Here is a 16,197-nt window from a genome sequence, read left to right on the forward strand (position 1 = left end):
GACCGTATTCCGTCACCGCCACACTGGAGGCCCAGCTCACTCCCGCGGCCGCCGGCGTGACGGTGAACTTCCTCATCGCCGGACAGCCGGTGGGCCGCCTCACGCTTCGGGTCAGCGCTGCGTGTGGTGGCGCAGAGCGGCGTGCGGGTCGCTGCTGTCGACGGTGGCGTGGGGGTCGGTGTGGACGGTGGCGGCGGTCAGCCGTGGCACGGCGTGAATGAGGGCGTGCTCGGCTTCGACGGCGATCGTGTGGGCCTGGGCGACGGTCAGGTGGGGGTCGACGACGATGTCGGTCTCGGCGCGCAGGGCGTGGCCGATCCAGCGCATGCGGACGTGGCCGACGTGCTCGACACCCTCGATTTCGCTCAGGGCCTGTTCGGCTCGGTCGATCAGGGCGGGGTCGACGGAGTCCATGAGGCGGCGGTAGACCTCGCGGGCAGCGTCCTTGAGGACCATCAGGATGGCGACGGTGATCAGCAGGCCGACGACCGGGTCGGCCCAGCGCCAGCCGATCGCGACGCCGCCAGCGCCGAGGAGGACGGCGAGGGAGGTGAAGCCGTCGGTGCGGGCGTGCAGGCCGTCGGCGACCAGGGCTGCGGAGCCGATCCTGCGGCCGGTGGTGATCCGGTAGCGGGCGACGCACTCGTTGCCGATGAAGCCGACCACCGCGGCGATCGCCACCGCCCACAGGTGGCTGATGTCGCGCGGATGCAGCAGGCGGTCGATCGCCTCGAAGGCGGCCAGCGCCGAGGAAGCGGCGATCGTCAGGACGATGGCGATGCCGGCCAGATCCTCGGCGCGTCCGTAGCCGTAGGTGTAGCGGCGGGTGGCGGCCCGGCGGCCGATCCAGAAGGCGATGCCGAGCGGGAGGGCGGTCAGCGCGTCGGCCCCGTTGTGGATGGTGTCGCCCAGCAGCGCGACCGACCCGGACACCGCCACGATCACCGCCTGGATGACGGTGGTCAGCCCGAGGATGCCCAGCGACAGCCACAGCGTGCGCATGCCCTCGCGGGAGGTCTCCATCGCCGAGTCGACCTTGTCCATCGCCTCGTGGCTGTGCGGGGTGACCATGTGCGCGAGCTGGTGCCGCAGCCTCGACCACCGGCCGCGACCGTGGCCATGGTCGTGATCGTGTCCGCGGTCATCGTGCTGGTGCCCATGGCCGTCGTGGTGGCGGTCGTGGTCGTGCGGCTCGTGGATGTGGGGCTCGTTCACCGTCGCGCACCTTTCGCGGGCGAGGTGCCGGGCCGCACTGGACACCGGCACTGGAACAACTCCCATGATGTGCGCACGAGCGCACGTCTGCCGGGCGGCCGATGGTGAGCCAGGCCGTCCGCCCGGCAGGTCGGCGGGCCTGCGCTCCTTGTGGGGTTCAGCTGCTGCGCGAGGCGCGGCGGCGCCGCCCTTCATCTCTCACCGTCACGTGTGCGCACGTGAGCAACCCGACACGGGCCTACGATGACCAGATGAGCACCAGCAGCCAGATCGCAGATGCGCACTCGTCGCAGCAGCACCCGAGCGGTGAGCGGCTCGACGTCGCCGCCTCCGTCCTGGCGCTGCTCGCGGACCGCACTCGCCTGGCACTCCTGGAACGGCTCGGCCGCGGTGAGGCGGACGTCACCACCCTGACCGTGGCCACCGGCGCCCCCCGCCCCTCCGTCAGCCAGCACCTGGCCAAGCTCCGCCTCGCCGGACTGGTCACCACCCGCAAGGACGGGCGCCACGTCGTCTACTCCCTGCGCCACGGCCACCTGCGCCGCCTGGTCGACGAGGCGCTGAACGTCGCCGACCACCAGATCGGCTCGCTGCCGTCCCACGACTGACCCGGGCGCGCTCGACCGCACCCGTCACCGCTTTCTGCCTGCCAGCCCCCACGCCCGTTCAACATGTGCGTGAGTACGTACATGTTGCGTACGATGGTGCGGTCCGCCACCGAGCCGGGATGGGGCCGATGCTCTCCGTACTGCGCAACCGCACCTACCGCCACCTGTTCACCGCCCAGGTCGTCGCCCTGGTCGGCACCGGGCTGGCCACGGTCGCCCTGTCCCTACTCGCCTTCAAGCTCGCCGGCCAGAACGCCTCCGCCGTGCTGGGCACCGCGCTCGCGATCAAGATGGTCGCCTACGTGGCGATCGCGCCCCTGGCGGGCGCGCTCGCCGACCGAATACCGCGCCGGGTCCTGATGGTGTCGATGGACCTCACCCGCGCCGGCGTCGCCCTCACGCTGCCGTTCGTCACCCAGGTCTGGCAGATCTACATCCTGATCTTCCTGCTGCAGGCCGCCTCCGCCGCGTTCACCCCGACCTTCCAGGCCACCATCCCCGAGGTGCTGCCCGAAGAGCGCGACTACACCCAGGCGCTTTCGATGTCCCGCCTCGCCTACGACCTGGAGTCCCTGTTCAGCCCGGCGCTGGCAGCCCTGCTGCTGACCGCGGTCTCCTACAACTGGCTGTTCGCCGGCACCACGTTCGGCTTCCTCGCCTCTGCCGCTCTCGTCGTCTCCGCCGTGCTGCCCAAGCCGAAGCCGGTCGAGCGCACCGGCGGCATCTATACCAAGGCCACCTTCGGCACCCGCCTGTACTGGGCCACCCCCCGCCTGCGCGCCCTGCTCGCTCTCGACCTCGCGGTCGCCGCCGCCGGCGCGATCGTCTTCGTCAACACCGTCGTCCTTGTCCAGAGCCACTTCCACCGGCCCGCCGGAGACCTGTCCCTCACCCTGGGCGCCTACGGCGCTGGCTCGATGCTCACCGCCCTGGCGATGCCCCGCCTGCTGGCCCGCGTCAGCGACCGCGCCGTGATGCTGCCCGCCGCCTTCGCCCTGCCCGTGATCCTCGCCGCCGTCGCCGCCCTCGCCGCCCTGCATCCGAGCACCTGGACCTGGTGGGCGATCCTGGCCGCCTGGGCCGCGATCGGCTCCGCCTCCTCCGCCGTCCTCACCCCCGGCGGACGCGTCGTGCGCCGCTCCGCCGCCGACGCGGACCTGCCCGCCGCCTTCGCCGCCCAGTTCTCTCTCTCCCACAGCTGCTGGCTGCTCACCTACCCCCTGGCCGGATGGCTCGCCGCGGGCGCCGGACTGCCGGTCACCGCCGTCATCCTGGGCGCCATCGCCCTCGTCACCGCTGTCGCTGCAACCCTCACGTGGCCTGCCCACGACCCGGACCACCTGGACCACGACCACGCCGACCTGCCCGCCGACCACCCCCACCTCGCGGACGCCATCACCTCCGCCAGCGCCCGGCAGCACAGCCACCACTACGTCATCGACCAGCACCACCGCACCTGGCCCCGGCACCACAGCAGCACGCTCGCCCGCCAGTAGGCCGAACCGGGCGCGCATCCTCGCCCCGAACACGCGGTGCGTCACTCGCAGGAATGGTCAGATGTGCGAGTTCTGCGAGGCCCCCGAATCGTGTCCGGTTTGCCCGGGTATCGGCTCGCAGAAAACCTCTCAGAACTCCGGAATTCTGAGAGACTCCTCCCATGAATCTGACGCCCGATCAGGCCGCGTCTGCGGTAGAGCGCCACGATTGCCCGAAGTGCGAGGTTCAGGTGGGGAGTCCGTGTCGGACGCTCGGCCGACGGCGTCCGGCCTTGCCTTCGATCGGCGTGCCGACAAGGGCAGGCACCGACGGTGGCCCGGGAACAACTGGGCACCCGGGCCGCGGTTGCCGCTACTTCACGGCTTCCTTGAGCTTGGAGCCGGCAGTGGCCTTGACGCTGTAGCCGGCCGGGATCTCGATCGGCTCCCCGGTCTGCGGGTTGCGGGCCTTACGGGCAGCGCGGTGGGTGCGCTCCAGGGTCAGGAAGCCGGGAATCACCAGCTTTTCGTCGCCCTTGAAGACGATCTCGCCGGCGATCTCCGCGAACATCGAGAGGACGGCATCGGCGTCCTTCTTCGCAAGGCCGGCCCGCTCGGAGATGGCTGCCACGAGTTCGGTGCGGTTCATCGTGCCTGCTTTCGATCACGGAACTGGGTCCCACCGCATGTTGCCAGATACTTCGGACATGCCGGTGAGCTGGACGAAGCGGCGCGCCGTGCCGCAGGGACGAATGGACGGCAGTCGACCACCGCTACGGTACGACCTCCCGGCAGGCCCATGACGGCGCCGAAGATTCCACCAGGCACCCCCTTCCCGCGTCCATCGAGGGTTGAGCCTGGTCACTACTGCTGCTGTGCCGCCGCGAGTTCCCGGACCGCGCGGGCGAGTTCGAGGATCGCGAACGCGATTGCAGGGGCCGGTCCGCGTCCGGGCACCCGAACGGATGTGCGGACCGGCCCCGGCGGTGCGTCAGCGCCAGGCCACCTCGATGTGCTGGGCGAGGAAGGTCACAGCGGTGATGAGCAGCGAGGAGCCGACGGAGGCCAGAACCGCGCCGGTCATCCGGCCGGGGTCGCGCCAGGCCGGCCGTCCCTGCCCGGTACGGCCATGGGCCTCGTCCCGGTCTGGGTTCCGCGGAGCCGGTGTGCGCGGTGGTGTGGTGTGCGAGGTGCGGCGCTGCGCCGAGGTCGTCGCCGCGAAGGCCGTGGAGGCCGCGCAGTCGCAGATGACCGAACTGCCCAGCGAGAAGCGGGCCGCGAAGCTGGTCTGCGACCTCGCCCACCAGCTCCTGGCCCTGGACGAGCGGATCAAGGACAACGATCGGGAGATCCGCGAGACCTTCCCCGCCCGCCAGTGTCGACCGCCGCTCGTCGGCGTCCAGCTCGTTCGTCCTCGCCCGCTCGACTCCTCACGGGCTGCGGGCGCTCCAACTGGACCCCTCCCACCCGGCGGTCACCCCCCGAGCGGCTATCGGGAAACCCCTCGAGAGACACCCGGGCCCACCACATCCGGGACATCTCCGTCTGCCCATTGACAGGCCCGACCCTCAGTGACATCCGCTCCGCGAGGTGATCGTTCCCGCGACTTTGGAGATCATTTCCCGCGCGGTCCTGCCCGGCGCAGCGCGCTGCTGGGAGGGCACTTGCTGTGACCCTTCGGGCCGCCGGTGAAGCTGTTCCGGGCGGCGCCGAGCGCGCACGAGGGCGGGGACCGGTACTCGGTCCCCGCCCTCGTCGGGTCTCAGCGGTGGGTCGCGGCCTTGCGGCGGCGTGCGACCACGAACAGCGCGCCGCCGACGGCGATGGCCGACGCGCCGGTGCCCGCGATCAGGAGCGTGCCGTCGCTACCGGTGTGGGCGAGGTCGCCGCTCAGCGCGCGGGCGCTGGGGGAGGCGGTGCTCGCGGCCGAGGCCGTCGTGCTCACGGCCGAGGCCGTCGTGCTCGGGGCCTGGCCCGGCGTCGAGGGCGTGGCGGTTGGCCGCGCGATCGGCGGGGCGGAGGTCGGGCGGCTACTCGGCGTCGGGCCCTGCGAGGGCTCCGAGGTCGGGACGGGGCCGGGGATCGAGCCGCTCGCCTGGGTGCCCAGCTGGACCGAGACCGACTCGTGCGACGGGTCCGGTTCGAAGGACAGCTTGGCGATCGTGGCGCCGGTGCCGTACAGGCTCTCCTGGTCCTGGAGCGTCACCTGGACGGTCGGCGGCGTGGTGCCGGCATCGACCGACAGCCCGAACGGGAACACCTTTTCCAGCCCGCTCGCCACCCAGATCGGGGACTCGCACAGGTACTTGTCCGGGTGGGCGACCTGCTTGCCGTTCTCCCAGGTCTTGGGTCGGCAGCCGTCCGGAACCTTGGTCACGGTGACGCCAGCGGGGATCGCGGCCTGGACGGTCACGACCGCGTCGCCGCTGCGGTAGAAGATCGAGGCCGGGCCGCTGTTGCGGAAGCCGACCGACAGCGTGCCCTGCTTGTCGCCGTTAGGCTTCCAGGAGCCCAGCGCAGAGAAATCGGCGGTGTTCGTGGCCAGCACGTTCTGCTCGACGCGGTTGTCGTCGCTCGTGCGGGGGGCGCTGAGCAGGCCGGGGTCGTTGGCCGGCTTCACGGTCAGGGCCGGGCCGGTGCCGCGCTGGAAGGTCAGCCGCTTGCGCCAGTCCGAGATCTCGGAGAACTGGGCGTCCTCGGCCGGGGACACCGTGATGTCCGCGAAGGTGTACCAGGCGCTGCCGGTGATGCCGAGCTGCAGCGGGTCCAGGGCGACCACCTGACCAGGCGCGACCGTGGTGTCCACGGTGCAGATCGCGACGGAGTCACCGGGCCAGGTCTTGTCGCCCCAGCCGCCGTCCGGCTCGGACGCGAACTCGCAGTTCGACGGGCGCTGCTTGAAGTCAATGCCGGAGATGGCGTCGAGGGCCACCACGACCTTGCCAGCCGGCAGGTCACCGACGTTGGCGAACTCCACCGACGGCGTCAGCACGGTGCCGGGCTTGACGTTGTTCTGGTCGGCGAGCGGCTTGGCCTTGAAGTCCGGCCCGCCGACGTCGACCCGGATGTCCCGGCTCGCGCTCTGCGCGTTGGACGCCGTCAGCTTCAGGTGCAGCACTCCGTGGCTGCCCGGGGTCGCCCCCTGTACAGCACTGAGCCACGGGTTGTACAGGAGGTTGATCCGGTCGAAGTTCAGCTCGTGCTCGTCGCACGTGATGGTCTTGCCCGCGGTCGCGCAACCGGGAACGGTCAGGTCCGCAACGCCGGCCAGGTCGGTGGTATCGAACACGACCTTCACGTCGTGCGCGGTGCCCGAGCCGATCCGGCCGATCTCGATGTGCAGGTTCTGACTGCCCCGACCCGGCTGCGCAGGCTTGGTCGGGATCTGGACGGTGGAGTTCGAGACTCCGGTGAAGGTGAGCTTCAGGTCGTCCGCGTGTGCCGGGACGGCAGTCGCCCCGAGGACGACGGCGGCGATGGTGAAGGGCGCGTAGAGCGCGCGTCTGCGCGAGTTGCGCATGTGGAAGGTCCCCCTGGGGTCGTGACGGGCATGCCGGGACGGATCTGCCAGGACGGGCATGCCGACGGGAACATCTACTCGACCGGTGGAGCGGTCCGCAATTTCCGTCGGCGTGACGCCTTCTCAGATGTGGTTGATCGGGTAAGGAATGTCCGAAAAGCACACTCTTTCCCGGTGAAGATTTTTGCCGCCCTTGGAAATCTCGTCATCCGGCCGTTACCCGGTCGCTGAGCCCCGTCCCCGTTACTCCGGCCGGCTCTCGCTTACCGTCGTCCGGAGAGAGCCGGGGTGACCGTACGGTGCACGCCGAGGTGGACCAGGCCGTGACGTGACGGCCTTTCTGGCCGGCGGGGGTTCGGGGACGCCTTGGGGGCGTCCCCGAACGTGGTCAGCCTGTCGACTGGGGCCGGCTCCGCTGCAATCGGAGCGCGGCCGTAGTCCCAGAGGTGTTGCCGGGCTGCCACCAGGAGGGCGAAACGGCCGGTCAAACCGACATTCTGTCCGATCGACCGCCACATTGGGTCGGTTGGCGCCGAGTTCGTCGCCATCGTCGGCGACCTGTCCCGCTACTTGGTCTGGTAGGTGTGTTTCCAGCGTGCCTGGTGCTGGGGGTCGCCTTGTCCGGCGCCGTTGATCTGGGGGAAGGAGAGCAGGTTGGCGCCGTTGTTCCAGAGGCCGAGCAGGTCTCGGTGCAGGGCCCAGATGCCGTGCTCGGTGCAGGACCTGAGCCGCGGCCCGCAGCTCGGAGAGCCAGGTGCCGATCGCGTACCCGCCGACGGAAGCCCGCGCCGGCGCGGCCAGCGAACCGCCGTGCCCCTTCGCCCAGACCCGCGCCCAGTCGAGCCCGGCCTCGAACCGCGCGTCCGAGACGGACCAGATCATCCCGAGGGCGTCGAGCATCTCCACCCGGTGTCGTGCCAGTTCACCGGCAGCGTGCTCGCCGCGCCGGTCCGACAGCCATTTCCCGAGCGGAAAAGGGAGAGACTACGACCTGCGCCGAGCCGTCGGAGCGGCCCGCGACCGGATCGAGGAGAACGGCGACAAAGGCCGGCGGTTTCCGCCGGACTCCCGCTTCCTCCACCTGCGCGACGTCACCTACCGCGCCGGCCGGTAGGAACCCCCGGCGCGGATGCGAGTGGCCAGTGCGGCCCGCCATAGATGTGTCTTGAATACATGCGAGACGGGGATCACATGATGGAAGGTCGCACTCCGCCCGGCCCGGGGTGTCTAGTACAGGCATGACATGGACACAGCACAGGAAGGCTGGGATGGGACTCTCTTTCAGGCGCGTCGGGCGACTCCTGTCCGTCCCGTTCACCATTACCGCTCTGCTGGGCCCGGCCCTCGCCCTGGTCGCGACCCCGGCCGCAGCGGCAGCCGCACCGGACACCTACACGTTCACCAACGGTGACGGCACTCTCAACGCGACGGGCAACGACGACGGAAACCAGATCTCCGTCACGCCGGACGGCACCAACTACCAGAACTTCCGCCTCATCAAGTTAGGGGACCCCGGCCAGTTCGACATCGCCAACACGTCATCCGGGAAATGCATCTACGCCACCCAGCCCGCCACACAGAAATCGTGCGGCCAGGACGGCGAGCAGTGGCACTTCCGCCCGGTGGACGGCAAGCCCAACACCTTCGGAATCGTCCGCCGCGACGACTCCAGCGGCACCGAGTGGTGCATGGACAACCGGGGCGGCCTCCACCTGTGGGGGATCCTGGCCCAACCCAACGTTTGCAACGGCAGCGCCGCCCAGGAGTGGACGGTTCCCGCGTCGAAGGCAGCCGAAGCCAGGAACCTGGCGCTGGACTACTACGCCGACCTGTGCTCCAGGAAGACCTCCACCTGTTCGTGGAAGGAGAACTCCGAGGGGCAGCCCGCGGTTCTGCCCCGCCAACCCGCCTCGTCGGTCTGGTACAACGACACCAGCTCCACGATGAAGCAGGTCTTCACCACCATCTACCACTCCGGATGGTCACAGGCGTACTCCGTGGGCCTGTCGTCCTCCGTAGGGGTGTCCGCCCCGATCCAGGCCATGATCTCCAGCCAGCTGACCGCGACAACGGTGTACACCTCCGACGAGACGACGATCAACGGCATCGCCGTGGACGTCCCGTCGAAGAACTACGCCTGGGTCGACTTCGCGGCTGTCGGCAAGAAGGTCACCGGAACATGGACGTTCGACACCGACAACCAGCCGTGGACCACCGACGCGACGGTCACCGTCCCCGTCATCAACTCGGCCGCCGGATCGACGATGTACATCGCGCGCACCAGCACCGATGCGCCGGGCAGCAGCAGCGGCGCGACCAGCCCTGACGTCAAGCCGCAGACCTTCGCGAAGACCACCACAAAGGCGCTGGATCTGCCCAAAGACGCCAGCATGACCGCCGCCAACAACACGGCGACGATCACCGCCGACGGCGGGACCATCGTCGCCACCGTCACCCCCGGCACCTTCACCGACACCGACGGCACCGTGCACAAGGTCGCCCTGACCGTCTCCGGCAACACCGTGACGCAGACGATCGAAGGCGTCACCGGCGACACGGTCACCGGCACCATGAGCCCGCCGGTGTACTCGGTAAAGGACACCGGCGCCGCGTCGGCGGCCGCCGCGAAGCAGACGGCGAAGATGTCGGCGTTCGCGATGGAGCGCCCCGCACTCAGCGACGACAAGAAGAAGCGCCTCCAGTGCATCGGAGACAAGATGGGCGAAGGCGCTACGTTCGGCCTCCTCGGTGCCGCCCTCGGACAGCCCGAAGCTGTCATCGGCGGAGTCTTCGGCGGCCTCATCATCGGCCTCGCCGAATGCACCAGGTGAACCGCCCCGAGTTCGGTAGAAACCTCAGTTTGTTGCTGTGACCTGTTGGTTTGGTGCTCACTGGCAGCACCGGCCTGCCGGCAGCGGCCGGCCTCAGCCTGTGGCTGACGGCTTCTTGGTCGGGTCGGTGAGGGTCTGGTACTTCTTCGCCGCGCTCTGCTTGGTGATGCCGCCGAGGGCTGGACGGCGTCTCGTACGGCAGCTTCGTGGCGGAGCAGTACGCGCTTGCCCACCCGGCGCACGTGGCCCGGCTGGTGCTCGACTCGGTGGCACCGCGACAGGGTTTCGACCCCCTCGACCTGGCCGCGCTGCCCGCGAGCGCCAGAGTCCTGCGGGCCGCCTGCCAGGCCACCAGCTGCACCACCGACCCGGCCGCCGACCTCGCCGCCACTGTTCGGAGGTACGGCAACGGGGCGCAGATCCTGAGTGCGCTCACCGGCTACGAGTTCATCGACCCGAACTACGGCGGGGTCCCAGAGAACCTGCACGAGGCCGCCGCCGGGCAGCCCGCGAAGCTCCAGGGCTTCTTCGAGCTCGTCCACCGGGAGGTCGACGCCGCCTCGGCCGAGGAGCTCAGCCAGGGTCTGCACTCCGCCGCCCTGTACGCCGACTCGCGTTTCCCGTGGGTCACCACGGACACCCCCGTCGCGGGCCGCGCGGCGGCGCTGGAGCGCACCCGACAGCGGCTGACCGCCGAGCAGACCTGGCCGTACGACCCGGCGACCGCGACCGGGCTCGGCAGCCTGCTGGTCTGCCTGGACTGGCCGCGCGAGAAGGTGCCTCCAGCGCCGTCGGACCACCGCAAGCTGCCCAACGTGCCGGTGCTGCTGCTCGGCGGCGACCGGGACCTGGCCACGCCGTACGAATGGCTGTACCGGGTGGCCGAGTCGGCGCACGACCCGCAGATCGTGATCGTGCCCGGGGCGGCGCACTCGATGCAGAACCGGGCGGCGAACCCGGCCGGACGGCAGGCGGTCTACGACCCTCGTCATCTGGCTCCGCACCTGATCACGTCACCAGGCCGGGGGCCGGAACTGGTCACCGCCCTCAATCTCCTCCGGCCAATTGACGGGCCCGCAGTCCGTCCGGCTCAGGATTCCGGGGTCAGACGCGTAGCCCTCCTTCGGCGGTCCGGACCACCAGGCCCGTCTGGTGCGCGGAAGGGGTACCTCCAGCAGCCTGCCGCCGTGGATCATCCACAGGCCGAAGCAGTCGTCCTCTTCGTCGTGGATCAGCACCTGTACCGTCTCCGGACGCGGCCACGGCAAGGACTCCAAGTGCTTCAACAGTCCAGACCTCCAGCTCATGTGCTCGAATTCCGCACCCCAGCCGAAACCCCAGTCACCGCCCGGGCGCATCTCGGAGAAGCAGCCCACCCAGGTACGAGTAGGGTCGGGCCGCGTCAGCGGCTTCATCACCTCGTCCGCGTCCTGGGCCAGATGACCTCAGCAATTCTGCTCATGTCTCGGAGTATCGCCGTCGATCAGAGGCCTGATGCAACTGGTTTCAGTTGCTGGGCATCGCGATAGTCGGACAGCACCCCAGCCTGGCGCTGACTCTTGCCAATGATCGGCCGGACAGCTCCTGGTGCCGGAGATCCGCATACCGAGCTCCACCTCGACGGTGCCACCCGCGTTGCCGGTCGGTTCCTTGGCGTGCCGGCACGGCACAACGCTGCGGGACGCCGACCCGGGCGCGCACGGGAACAACGGTGAGATCTCCCCGGAAACTGGAAACTGGCGTCCGAGCCCGCGGCGGCCGAGAATCTCGGGAATCACCGGTCACGGACGGATGACCGCGGCGGGCAGAGGACGAAAGAGGTGCCCAGGTGGGCGAGGACCGCTTGATCACCGGCCGATACCGGCTGCTGGAGCGGATCGGCAGCGGCGGCATGGGAACCGTGTGGCGGGCCGAGGACGAGCTGCTGGGCCGCGACGTGGCCGTGAAAGAGCTGCGGATCCGCCCGGAGCTGTCGCCCGAGGAGACCGCGACCCTGCTGGAGCGGACCCGCCGCGAGGCACGCAGCGCCGCCCGGATCAACCAGCGCAACGTCGTGGTGGTGCACGACGTCGTGGAGCACGAGGGACTCCCCTGTGTGGTGATGGAGTACGTCCCCTCCCGCACCCTTGCTGCGGTCCTCGCCGAGAACGGACCGCTACCCGCGGCGGACGCCGCCCGGATCGGGCGCGAGATCCTGGCCGGGCTGCGGGCCGCTCACGCCGCCGGCGTCGTGCACCGCGACGTCAAGCCCGGCAACGTCCTGCTTGCGCTCGACGGCCGGGTCGTGCTGACGGACTTCGGCATCGCCACCATCGCGGGCACCTCCAGCCTGACCAGAACCGGCGAACTGGTGGGATCCGTCGACTATCTGGCACCGGAGCTGGTCCGCGGCGGCACCCCGACCCCCGCCTCCGACCTGTGGGCGCTGGGCGTCACCCTGTACCAGGCCGTGGAGGGGCTGCCGCCGTTCCGCAGGGCGACCGCGATCGAGACCGCCATGGCGATCGCCGCCGACCCGCCGGAGCCGCCGCTGCGCGCCGGTCCGCTCACGCCGCTGATCGGGTCACTGCTGGAGAAGGAGCCGCTGGAGCGGCCCACGGCCGAGGTTGCGGAGCTGCTGCTCGACGACACCGCAACAAGGCGGGCGAAGCCGGTAGATGGGGCGGAGCACGGCTTGGGCCTGGCTGCCAGGAGCGGTGAAGCCCTCGTTCACGCGGCGACCCGGCCCGCAGCCGGTGATGACGCGCACAGCGTGGCGCAGCTGCCCGGCACGCTTGTCACACCCGGCACCCTCGCCGGGGACCACCTGCCCGCCACACCCGCAGCCCGCCCCGCCATGCGGCGGACCCGCCGCCAGACCGGACTCCGCTGGACCGTCGCCACCGCGTTGGCAACAGCCGCCGCAGCCGCTGGCGTCCTCGTCCTGGACCCCGGCCTCCACCCCGAAAAACACGAGGCACAGGCCGAACCGGTGCCGTCCCCGGCGACGTCGTCCACGGCAGGCGCGACCAGCGCGTCGTCCGTGAGCCCGGCCGGGCCGCCCCCGGCTGCGTCCTCCCCGGCCGTCCCAGGCGGCACCGACCCGGTGGCCGTCCCCGCCGGGTCCAGCATCCGCCGGGACCCGGCCGGCTTCTCGCTGGCCGTCCCCGACAGCTGGGTACGCAGCACCGACGCCTCCGGCCGGGTCTTCTACCTCTCGCCGGACCACGCCTTCCGGATCGGCGTCCACCCCACCACCCCGAGCGGTCAGGGCATGCTGGCCGAACTCCAGAAGCAGGACGCCGCCGGCCCGCGGACCAACCCCGGCTACCGCGGCGGCAGCGTCCAGCCCACGGTCTTCCACGGCACCGCCGACGCCGCCCTGTGGCTGTGGACCTGGAACGGCTACCCGGAGGACGGCTTCGGTGCCCGGCGCGTGCAGGACATCTCCTGGACCGAGCAGGGCCGCAGCTACGACTTCTGGGTCTCCGCGCCGACCGGTCGGCTCGATGAGGCCAATCGCTACTTCCAGATCGTGTCGGCCACCTTCCGGATCGGCTGAGGCTCGGTCGCCTCTGCGGCTACCGGCCGGTGCGCGCCCGGGAGGAGGAGCGCCGTCGGCGCCTGCTCGACGGTGTCGAGGCGGCCTACGAGATCCTCACCGATGACATGATCGAAGACCGACTCGACCGGCCGACAGCGGCGGTGTCCCATGCCCCATGGGTCGCCCTGCTCGACGGCGTGCTCACGGTGGCAGGCCAGGCGCCGTACGAGATCGCCTTCGCCACCCGCCCCTGACGACACCTGGCCCGAAACTCTCGGGAGGGCCCGACCATCGCTCCCGTGCTGCGGGCCCCACCCGCCCGAACCGACACGCACCCGGAGCCACCGTGGACGCCACCACCACCATCACCGTCGACCTCCCCGGGCCGAGGAAGGGCCGCACCCTGCGCCTGGCGGCCGCGCTGCGGGCCGAGATCGGCAGCGGCAGGTGGAGCTGTCAGTCCAGCACGTCGTACGTTCCTGCTGGCCAGTCCGGTGCTCATCCGCCGCGGCCTGCACCTGCGGGTCGAGTCCGGCCTGCTGTCCGGCATCGACCTCGCCTCCGACGACCCCGGCACCAAGATGATGGTCTCCGTCCTCGCCGCCGTACTGGAGTTCCAGCGCGACATGATCAGCGAGAACACCCGCGAAGGCGTCGCCGCCGCCGAAGCCTCCGGCAAGACCCTCGGCCGCCCCGCCGCTCTCGACCCGGACCAGGCGGCGAAGGTGGTCGAGGCGTTCGGCAAAGGCACCGCAGTCAAGGTCCTCGCCCGGCAGCACCAGGTCGACCCGAAGACGATCCGCCGCGTCCTGGACGCCGCTGGCGCCCGCGAACTGCCCGAGCAACTCGACGTCGCCCCATCTGACCCCGGCGACCAGCCGCCCGCGCCGACGTCGGACCCGGATGTGGTGCTCGACCTGCCCGTCCTACTCGCCGACCACCTGCGCACCGCCGGCAACGAAGCCGTCCGCCGAGTGCTCGCCTCCGGCCGGACCATCCGCCGTGGCCAGGGCCACTCGCTCCGGATCACCGCACCGCTCGAACTCCACCGCGCCGCGCTGCAGCAGAGCGCTGCCCTCGCCGCCGACACGGCCGGGCCGGCAGAGCGCAAGGCCCACCGGGTCTACGCCGCCCGCATCACGGCTGCCGAGTAGCCATCGGCCCGGTTGGGGCTCCTGACACGATCGTTAACTGCACCTGTGGTTCGGGCCCCTGGCGGAACCAGAGCACGTGATCTTGGTGCTACTTCCGCTGGATCAGCGACCGCTGTTAGCGTGCCATCCATGATCAAGGGCAACTTAGCGGGTCGAATAGGCCGGATGGCGGGGGACAGTAGGCCGGAGCGCGTGCTGGTCGCCGCCAGTTTCGTCAACCGAGTCGGCAATGGTCTGTTCAACGCGGCGTCAGCGCTCTATTTCACCTTGGTCGTGGGCCTGCCTGCGGTGCAGGTCGGTGCCGCGCTCACCATCGCCGGAGTGATCGGTCTGTGCGCGGGGATACCAGGCGGGCATCTCGCAGATCGGCGAGGGGCTCGCACGATCATGATGTTGGCCCTCGCGGTCCAGGCCGTGTCGATGGCGGCCCTCGTCCTCGTCGAGAGCTGGGCCGCGCTCACGATCATCGCGACGGTCGACCAGATCGCCGCAGCGGCTGGTGGGGCGGCGTGGGGCGCGCTGGTGGTCCGGGTCGGGGGTGAGCGCCCGGCCCTGTTCCGTGCCAAGCTGCGCACGTTCGTCAACCTGGGCGTCGTCCTGGGAACGGTGGGTGCGGGGCTGGCGCTGGCCGCGAACACCCGCGGCGCCTATGTCACGCTGATCCTCGGCAACGCGGCGAGCTTCGCCCTGTGCGCGGTGCTTCTGCTCCTGCTGCCCCGCTATCCGGTACTGGCAGCACCACCGCAACAGCGGCGCTGGCCCGTCCTCGCGGATCGTCCCTTCCTCGCGTTCACCGCCCTCTACGGGGCCATGGGACTGCAGTACCCGGTGGTCTCACTACTCCTGCCGATTTGGATCTCCGAGCACACCGAGGCGCCGCGCTGGACGGTGGCCGCGCTGTTCGCCGTCAACTCCCTGTTCTGTGTGCTGATGCAGACCAGGATCGGCTCGCGTATCGAGACCCCGCACGATGGCGGCCTGGCGTTTCGCACGGCGGGGCTGCTCTTCCTCGTCAGCTGCCCGATGATGGCACTGGCGGCGTACACCCCTGTCTGGGCGGCGGCGGGACTGGTCCTGGCCGCGATCTTCGTCCACAGTCTGGGAGAGGTTTGGGAGTCATCGGCGGCCTTCGCCCTGGGCTTCGGTCTTGCCCCCGACCACGCACAGGGCCAGTACCAAGGTGTCTTCGGTCTCGGCTTCAGCGCGGGCCAGGCCCTCGCCCCCGCGATCCTCACCACGGTGGTACTCGGCCTCGGCACGACAGGCTGGCTGCTGCTGGCGGTGTTCTTCGCGGCACTGGGCGCTGTCGGTCCATCTCTTGCCCGCTGGGGCATGCGGACCCGGCCGCAACCAGGTGTTGCTGCGGAAGTGGCGGGATGACCGCGAGTTAGGTGTCAGAAGCCTTCTACCTCGTCGTCCTCGTCCAGCTCCGGCGCGTCCGGGTCGCGCAGCGGGCGCAGGGCGCCGGCGGACGGGACGCTGGCGGTGAAGCTGTAGCGGCCGAGCAGGTTGAGATTCTTGTGCTTGAGCGGGGAGAGCCGGGCAACATCCTCGTCGCGGATCTCGTGGCCCTCGGCCTTCAGCTGGGCGACGGCGGCGTCGATGTACTTCGTGGTCCAGAGCACGATGGCATTGAGGACCAGGCCGAGCGCGCCGAGCTGGTCCTCCATCCCGTTGCGGTACGCCTGGTGAATGGTGCCGCGCTTGCCGTGGCACACGTCCCGGGCCAGCTTGTGGCGGGACTCCTGCACGGTGAGCTGCCGGTTCATGAGTCCTTAGTAGGGCTTTGTTAGGTGCGGTGGTGTGGTTCTGGTGTCGGTGCGGGTTGGCCGCATATCGAGCAGGCGCCGGTCCAGGTGGCCAGGAGGGCC

At 70.3% G+C, this 16,197-nt stretch carries 12 protein-coding genes and 2 pseudogenes; 10 read left to right on the top strand and 4 right to left on the bottom strand.

The window, feature by feature from the left end; translation table 11 throughout:
• Nucleotides 1-111: 111 nt before the first annotated feature.
• On the bottom strand, nt 112-1,281 hold the full coding sequence (locus ACIRYZ_RS45090; RefSeq protein ID WP_402955107.1) for a cation diffusion facilitator family transporter: 1,170 nt from the start codon (nt 1,279-1,281) through the stop codon (nt 112-114).
• Nucleotides 1,282-1,466: 185 nt separating this feature from the next.
• Between ACIRYZ_RS45090 and ACIRYZ_RS45095 the strand changes: the two genes are divergently transcribed.
• Both ACIRYZ_RS45095 and ACIRYZ_RS45100 read left to right on the top strand, forming a co-directional pair.
• Nucleotides 1,467-1,823, top strand: a complete 357-nt coding sequence (locus ACIRYZ_RS45095; RefSeq protein WP_402955110.1) for an ArsR/SmtB family transcription factor — start codon at nt 1,467-1,469, stop codon at nt 1,821-1,823.
• A 128-nt stretch (nt 1,824-1,951) separates the two neighbouring features.
• Nucleotides 1,952-3,319 (top strand): MFS transporter, encoded by a 1,368-nt coding sequence (locus tag ACIRYZ_RS45100; protein WP_402955113.1) that lies wholly within the window; start codon nt 1,952-1,954, stop codon nt 3,317-3,319.
• Between the two features lie 352 nt (nt 3,320-3,671).
• Here ACIRYZ_RS45100 and ACIRYZ_RS45105 read toward each other — a convergent pair whose 3' ends face one another.
• Complete coding sequence (locus tag ACIRYZ_RS45105; protein WP_402955115.1) at nt 3,672-3,947, bottom strand: HU family DNA-binding protein; 276 nt, start codon at nt 3,945-3,947, stop codon at nt 3,672-3,674.
• A 547-nt stretch (nt 3,948-4,494) separates the two neighbouring features.
• Between ACIRYZ_RS45105 and ACIRYZ_RS45110 the strand changes: the two are divergent.
• Nucleotides 4,495-4,662, top strand: a pseudogene (locus ACIRYZ_RS45110) (IS110 family transposase); the annotation flags it as partial.
• A gap of 398 nt (nt 4,663-5,060) precedes the next feature.
• Here the strand turns inward: ACIRYZ_RS45110 and ACIRYZ_RS45115 are convergent.
• Nucleotides 5,061-6,818, bottom strand: coding sequence for an LPXTG cell wall anchor domain-containing protein (locus tag ACIRYZ_RS45115; protein WP_402955118.1), 1,758 nt, complete (start codon nt 6,816-6,818; stop codon nt 5,061-5,063).
• 754 nt (nt 6,819-7,572) lie between these two features.
• Here ACIRYZ_RS45115 and ACIRYZ_RS45120 point away from each other — a divergent pair.
• The 7 genes from ACIRYZ_RS45120 (at nt 7,573) to ACIRYZ_RS45150 (ending at nt 15,706) form a co-directional block, all read left to right on the top strand.
• Nucleotides 7,573-7,932: a hypothetical protein gene (locus tag ACIRYZ_RS45120; RefSeq protein ID WP_402955121.1), complete on the top strand. Its 360-nt coding sequence runs from the start codon at nt 7,573-7,575 to the stop codon at nt 7,930-7,932.
• A 154-nt stretch (nt 7,933-8,086) separates the two neighbouring features.
• Complete coding sequence (locus ACIRYZ_RS45125) at nt 8,087-9,649, top strand: hypothetical protein (protein WP_402955124.1); 1,563 nt, start codon at nt 8,087-8,089, stop codon at nt 9,647-9,649.
• A 206-nt stretch (nt 9,650-9,855) separates the two neighbouring features.
• Nucleotides 9,856-11,178, top strand: coding sequence for an alpha/beta hydrolase (locus ACIRYZ_RS45130; protein ID WP_402955127.1), 1,323 nt, complete (start codon nt 9,856-9,858; stop codon nt 11,176-11,178).
• A gap of 299 nt (nt 11,179-11,477) precedes the next feature.
• Nucleotides 11,478-13,190 (top strand): protein kinase, encoded by a 1,713-nt coding sequence (locus tag ACIRYZ_RS45135; protein WP_402955130.1) that lies wholly within the window; start codon nt 11,478-11,480, stop codon nt 13,188-13,190.
• 29 nt (nt 13,191-13,219) lie between these two features.
• Nucleotides 13,220-13,426, top strand: coding sequence for a hypothetical protein (locus ACIRYZ_RS45140; RefSeq protein WP_402955133.1), 207 nt, complete (start codon nt 13,220-13,222; stop codon nt 13,424-13,426).
• A 240-nt stretch (nt 13,427-13,666) separates the two neighbouring features.
• Complete coding sequence (locus ACIRYZ_RS45145; RefSeq protein ID WP_402955135.1) at nt 13,667-14,326, top strand: recombinase family protein; 660 nt, start codon at nt 13,667-13,669, stop codon at nt 14,324-14,326.
• 129 nt (nt 14,327-14,455) lie between these two features.
• Complete coding sequence (locus ACIRYZ_RS45150; RefSeq protein ID WP_402955138.1) at nt 14,456-15,706, top strand: MFS transporter; 1,251 nt, start codon at nt 14,456-14,458, stop codon at nt 15,704-15,706.
• 14 nt (nt 15,707-15,720) lie between these two features.
• Here the strand turns inward: ACIRYZ_RS45150 and ACIRYZ_RS45155 are convergent.
• Nucleotides 15,721-16,095 (bottom strand): annotated as a pseudogene (locus ACIRYZ_RS45155) (Tn3 family transposase); the annotation flags it as partial.
• Nucleotides 16,096-16,197: the final 102 nt, after the last annotated feature.

The sequence above is a fragment of the Kitasatospora sp. NPDC101155 genome, from assembly GCF_044768305.1.
Classification (GTDB): Bacteria; Actinomycetota; Actinomycetes; order Streptomycetales; family Streptomycetaceae; genus Kitasatospora.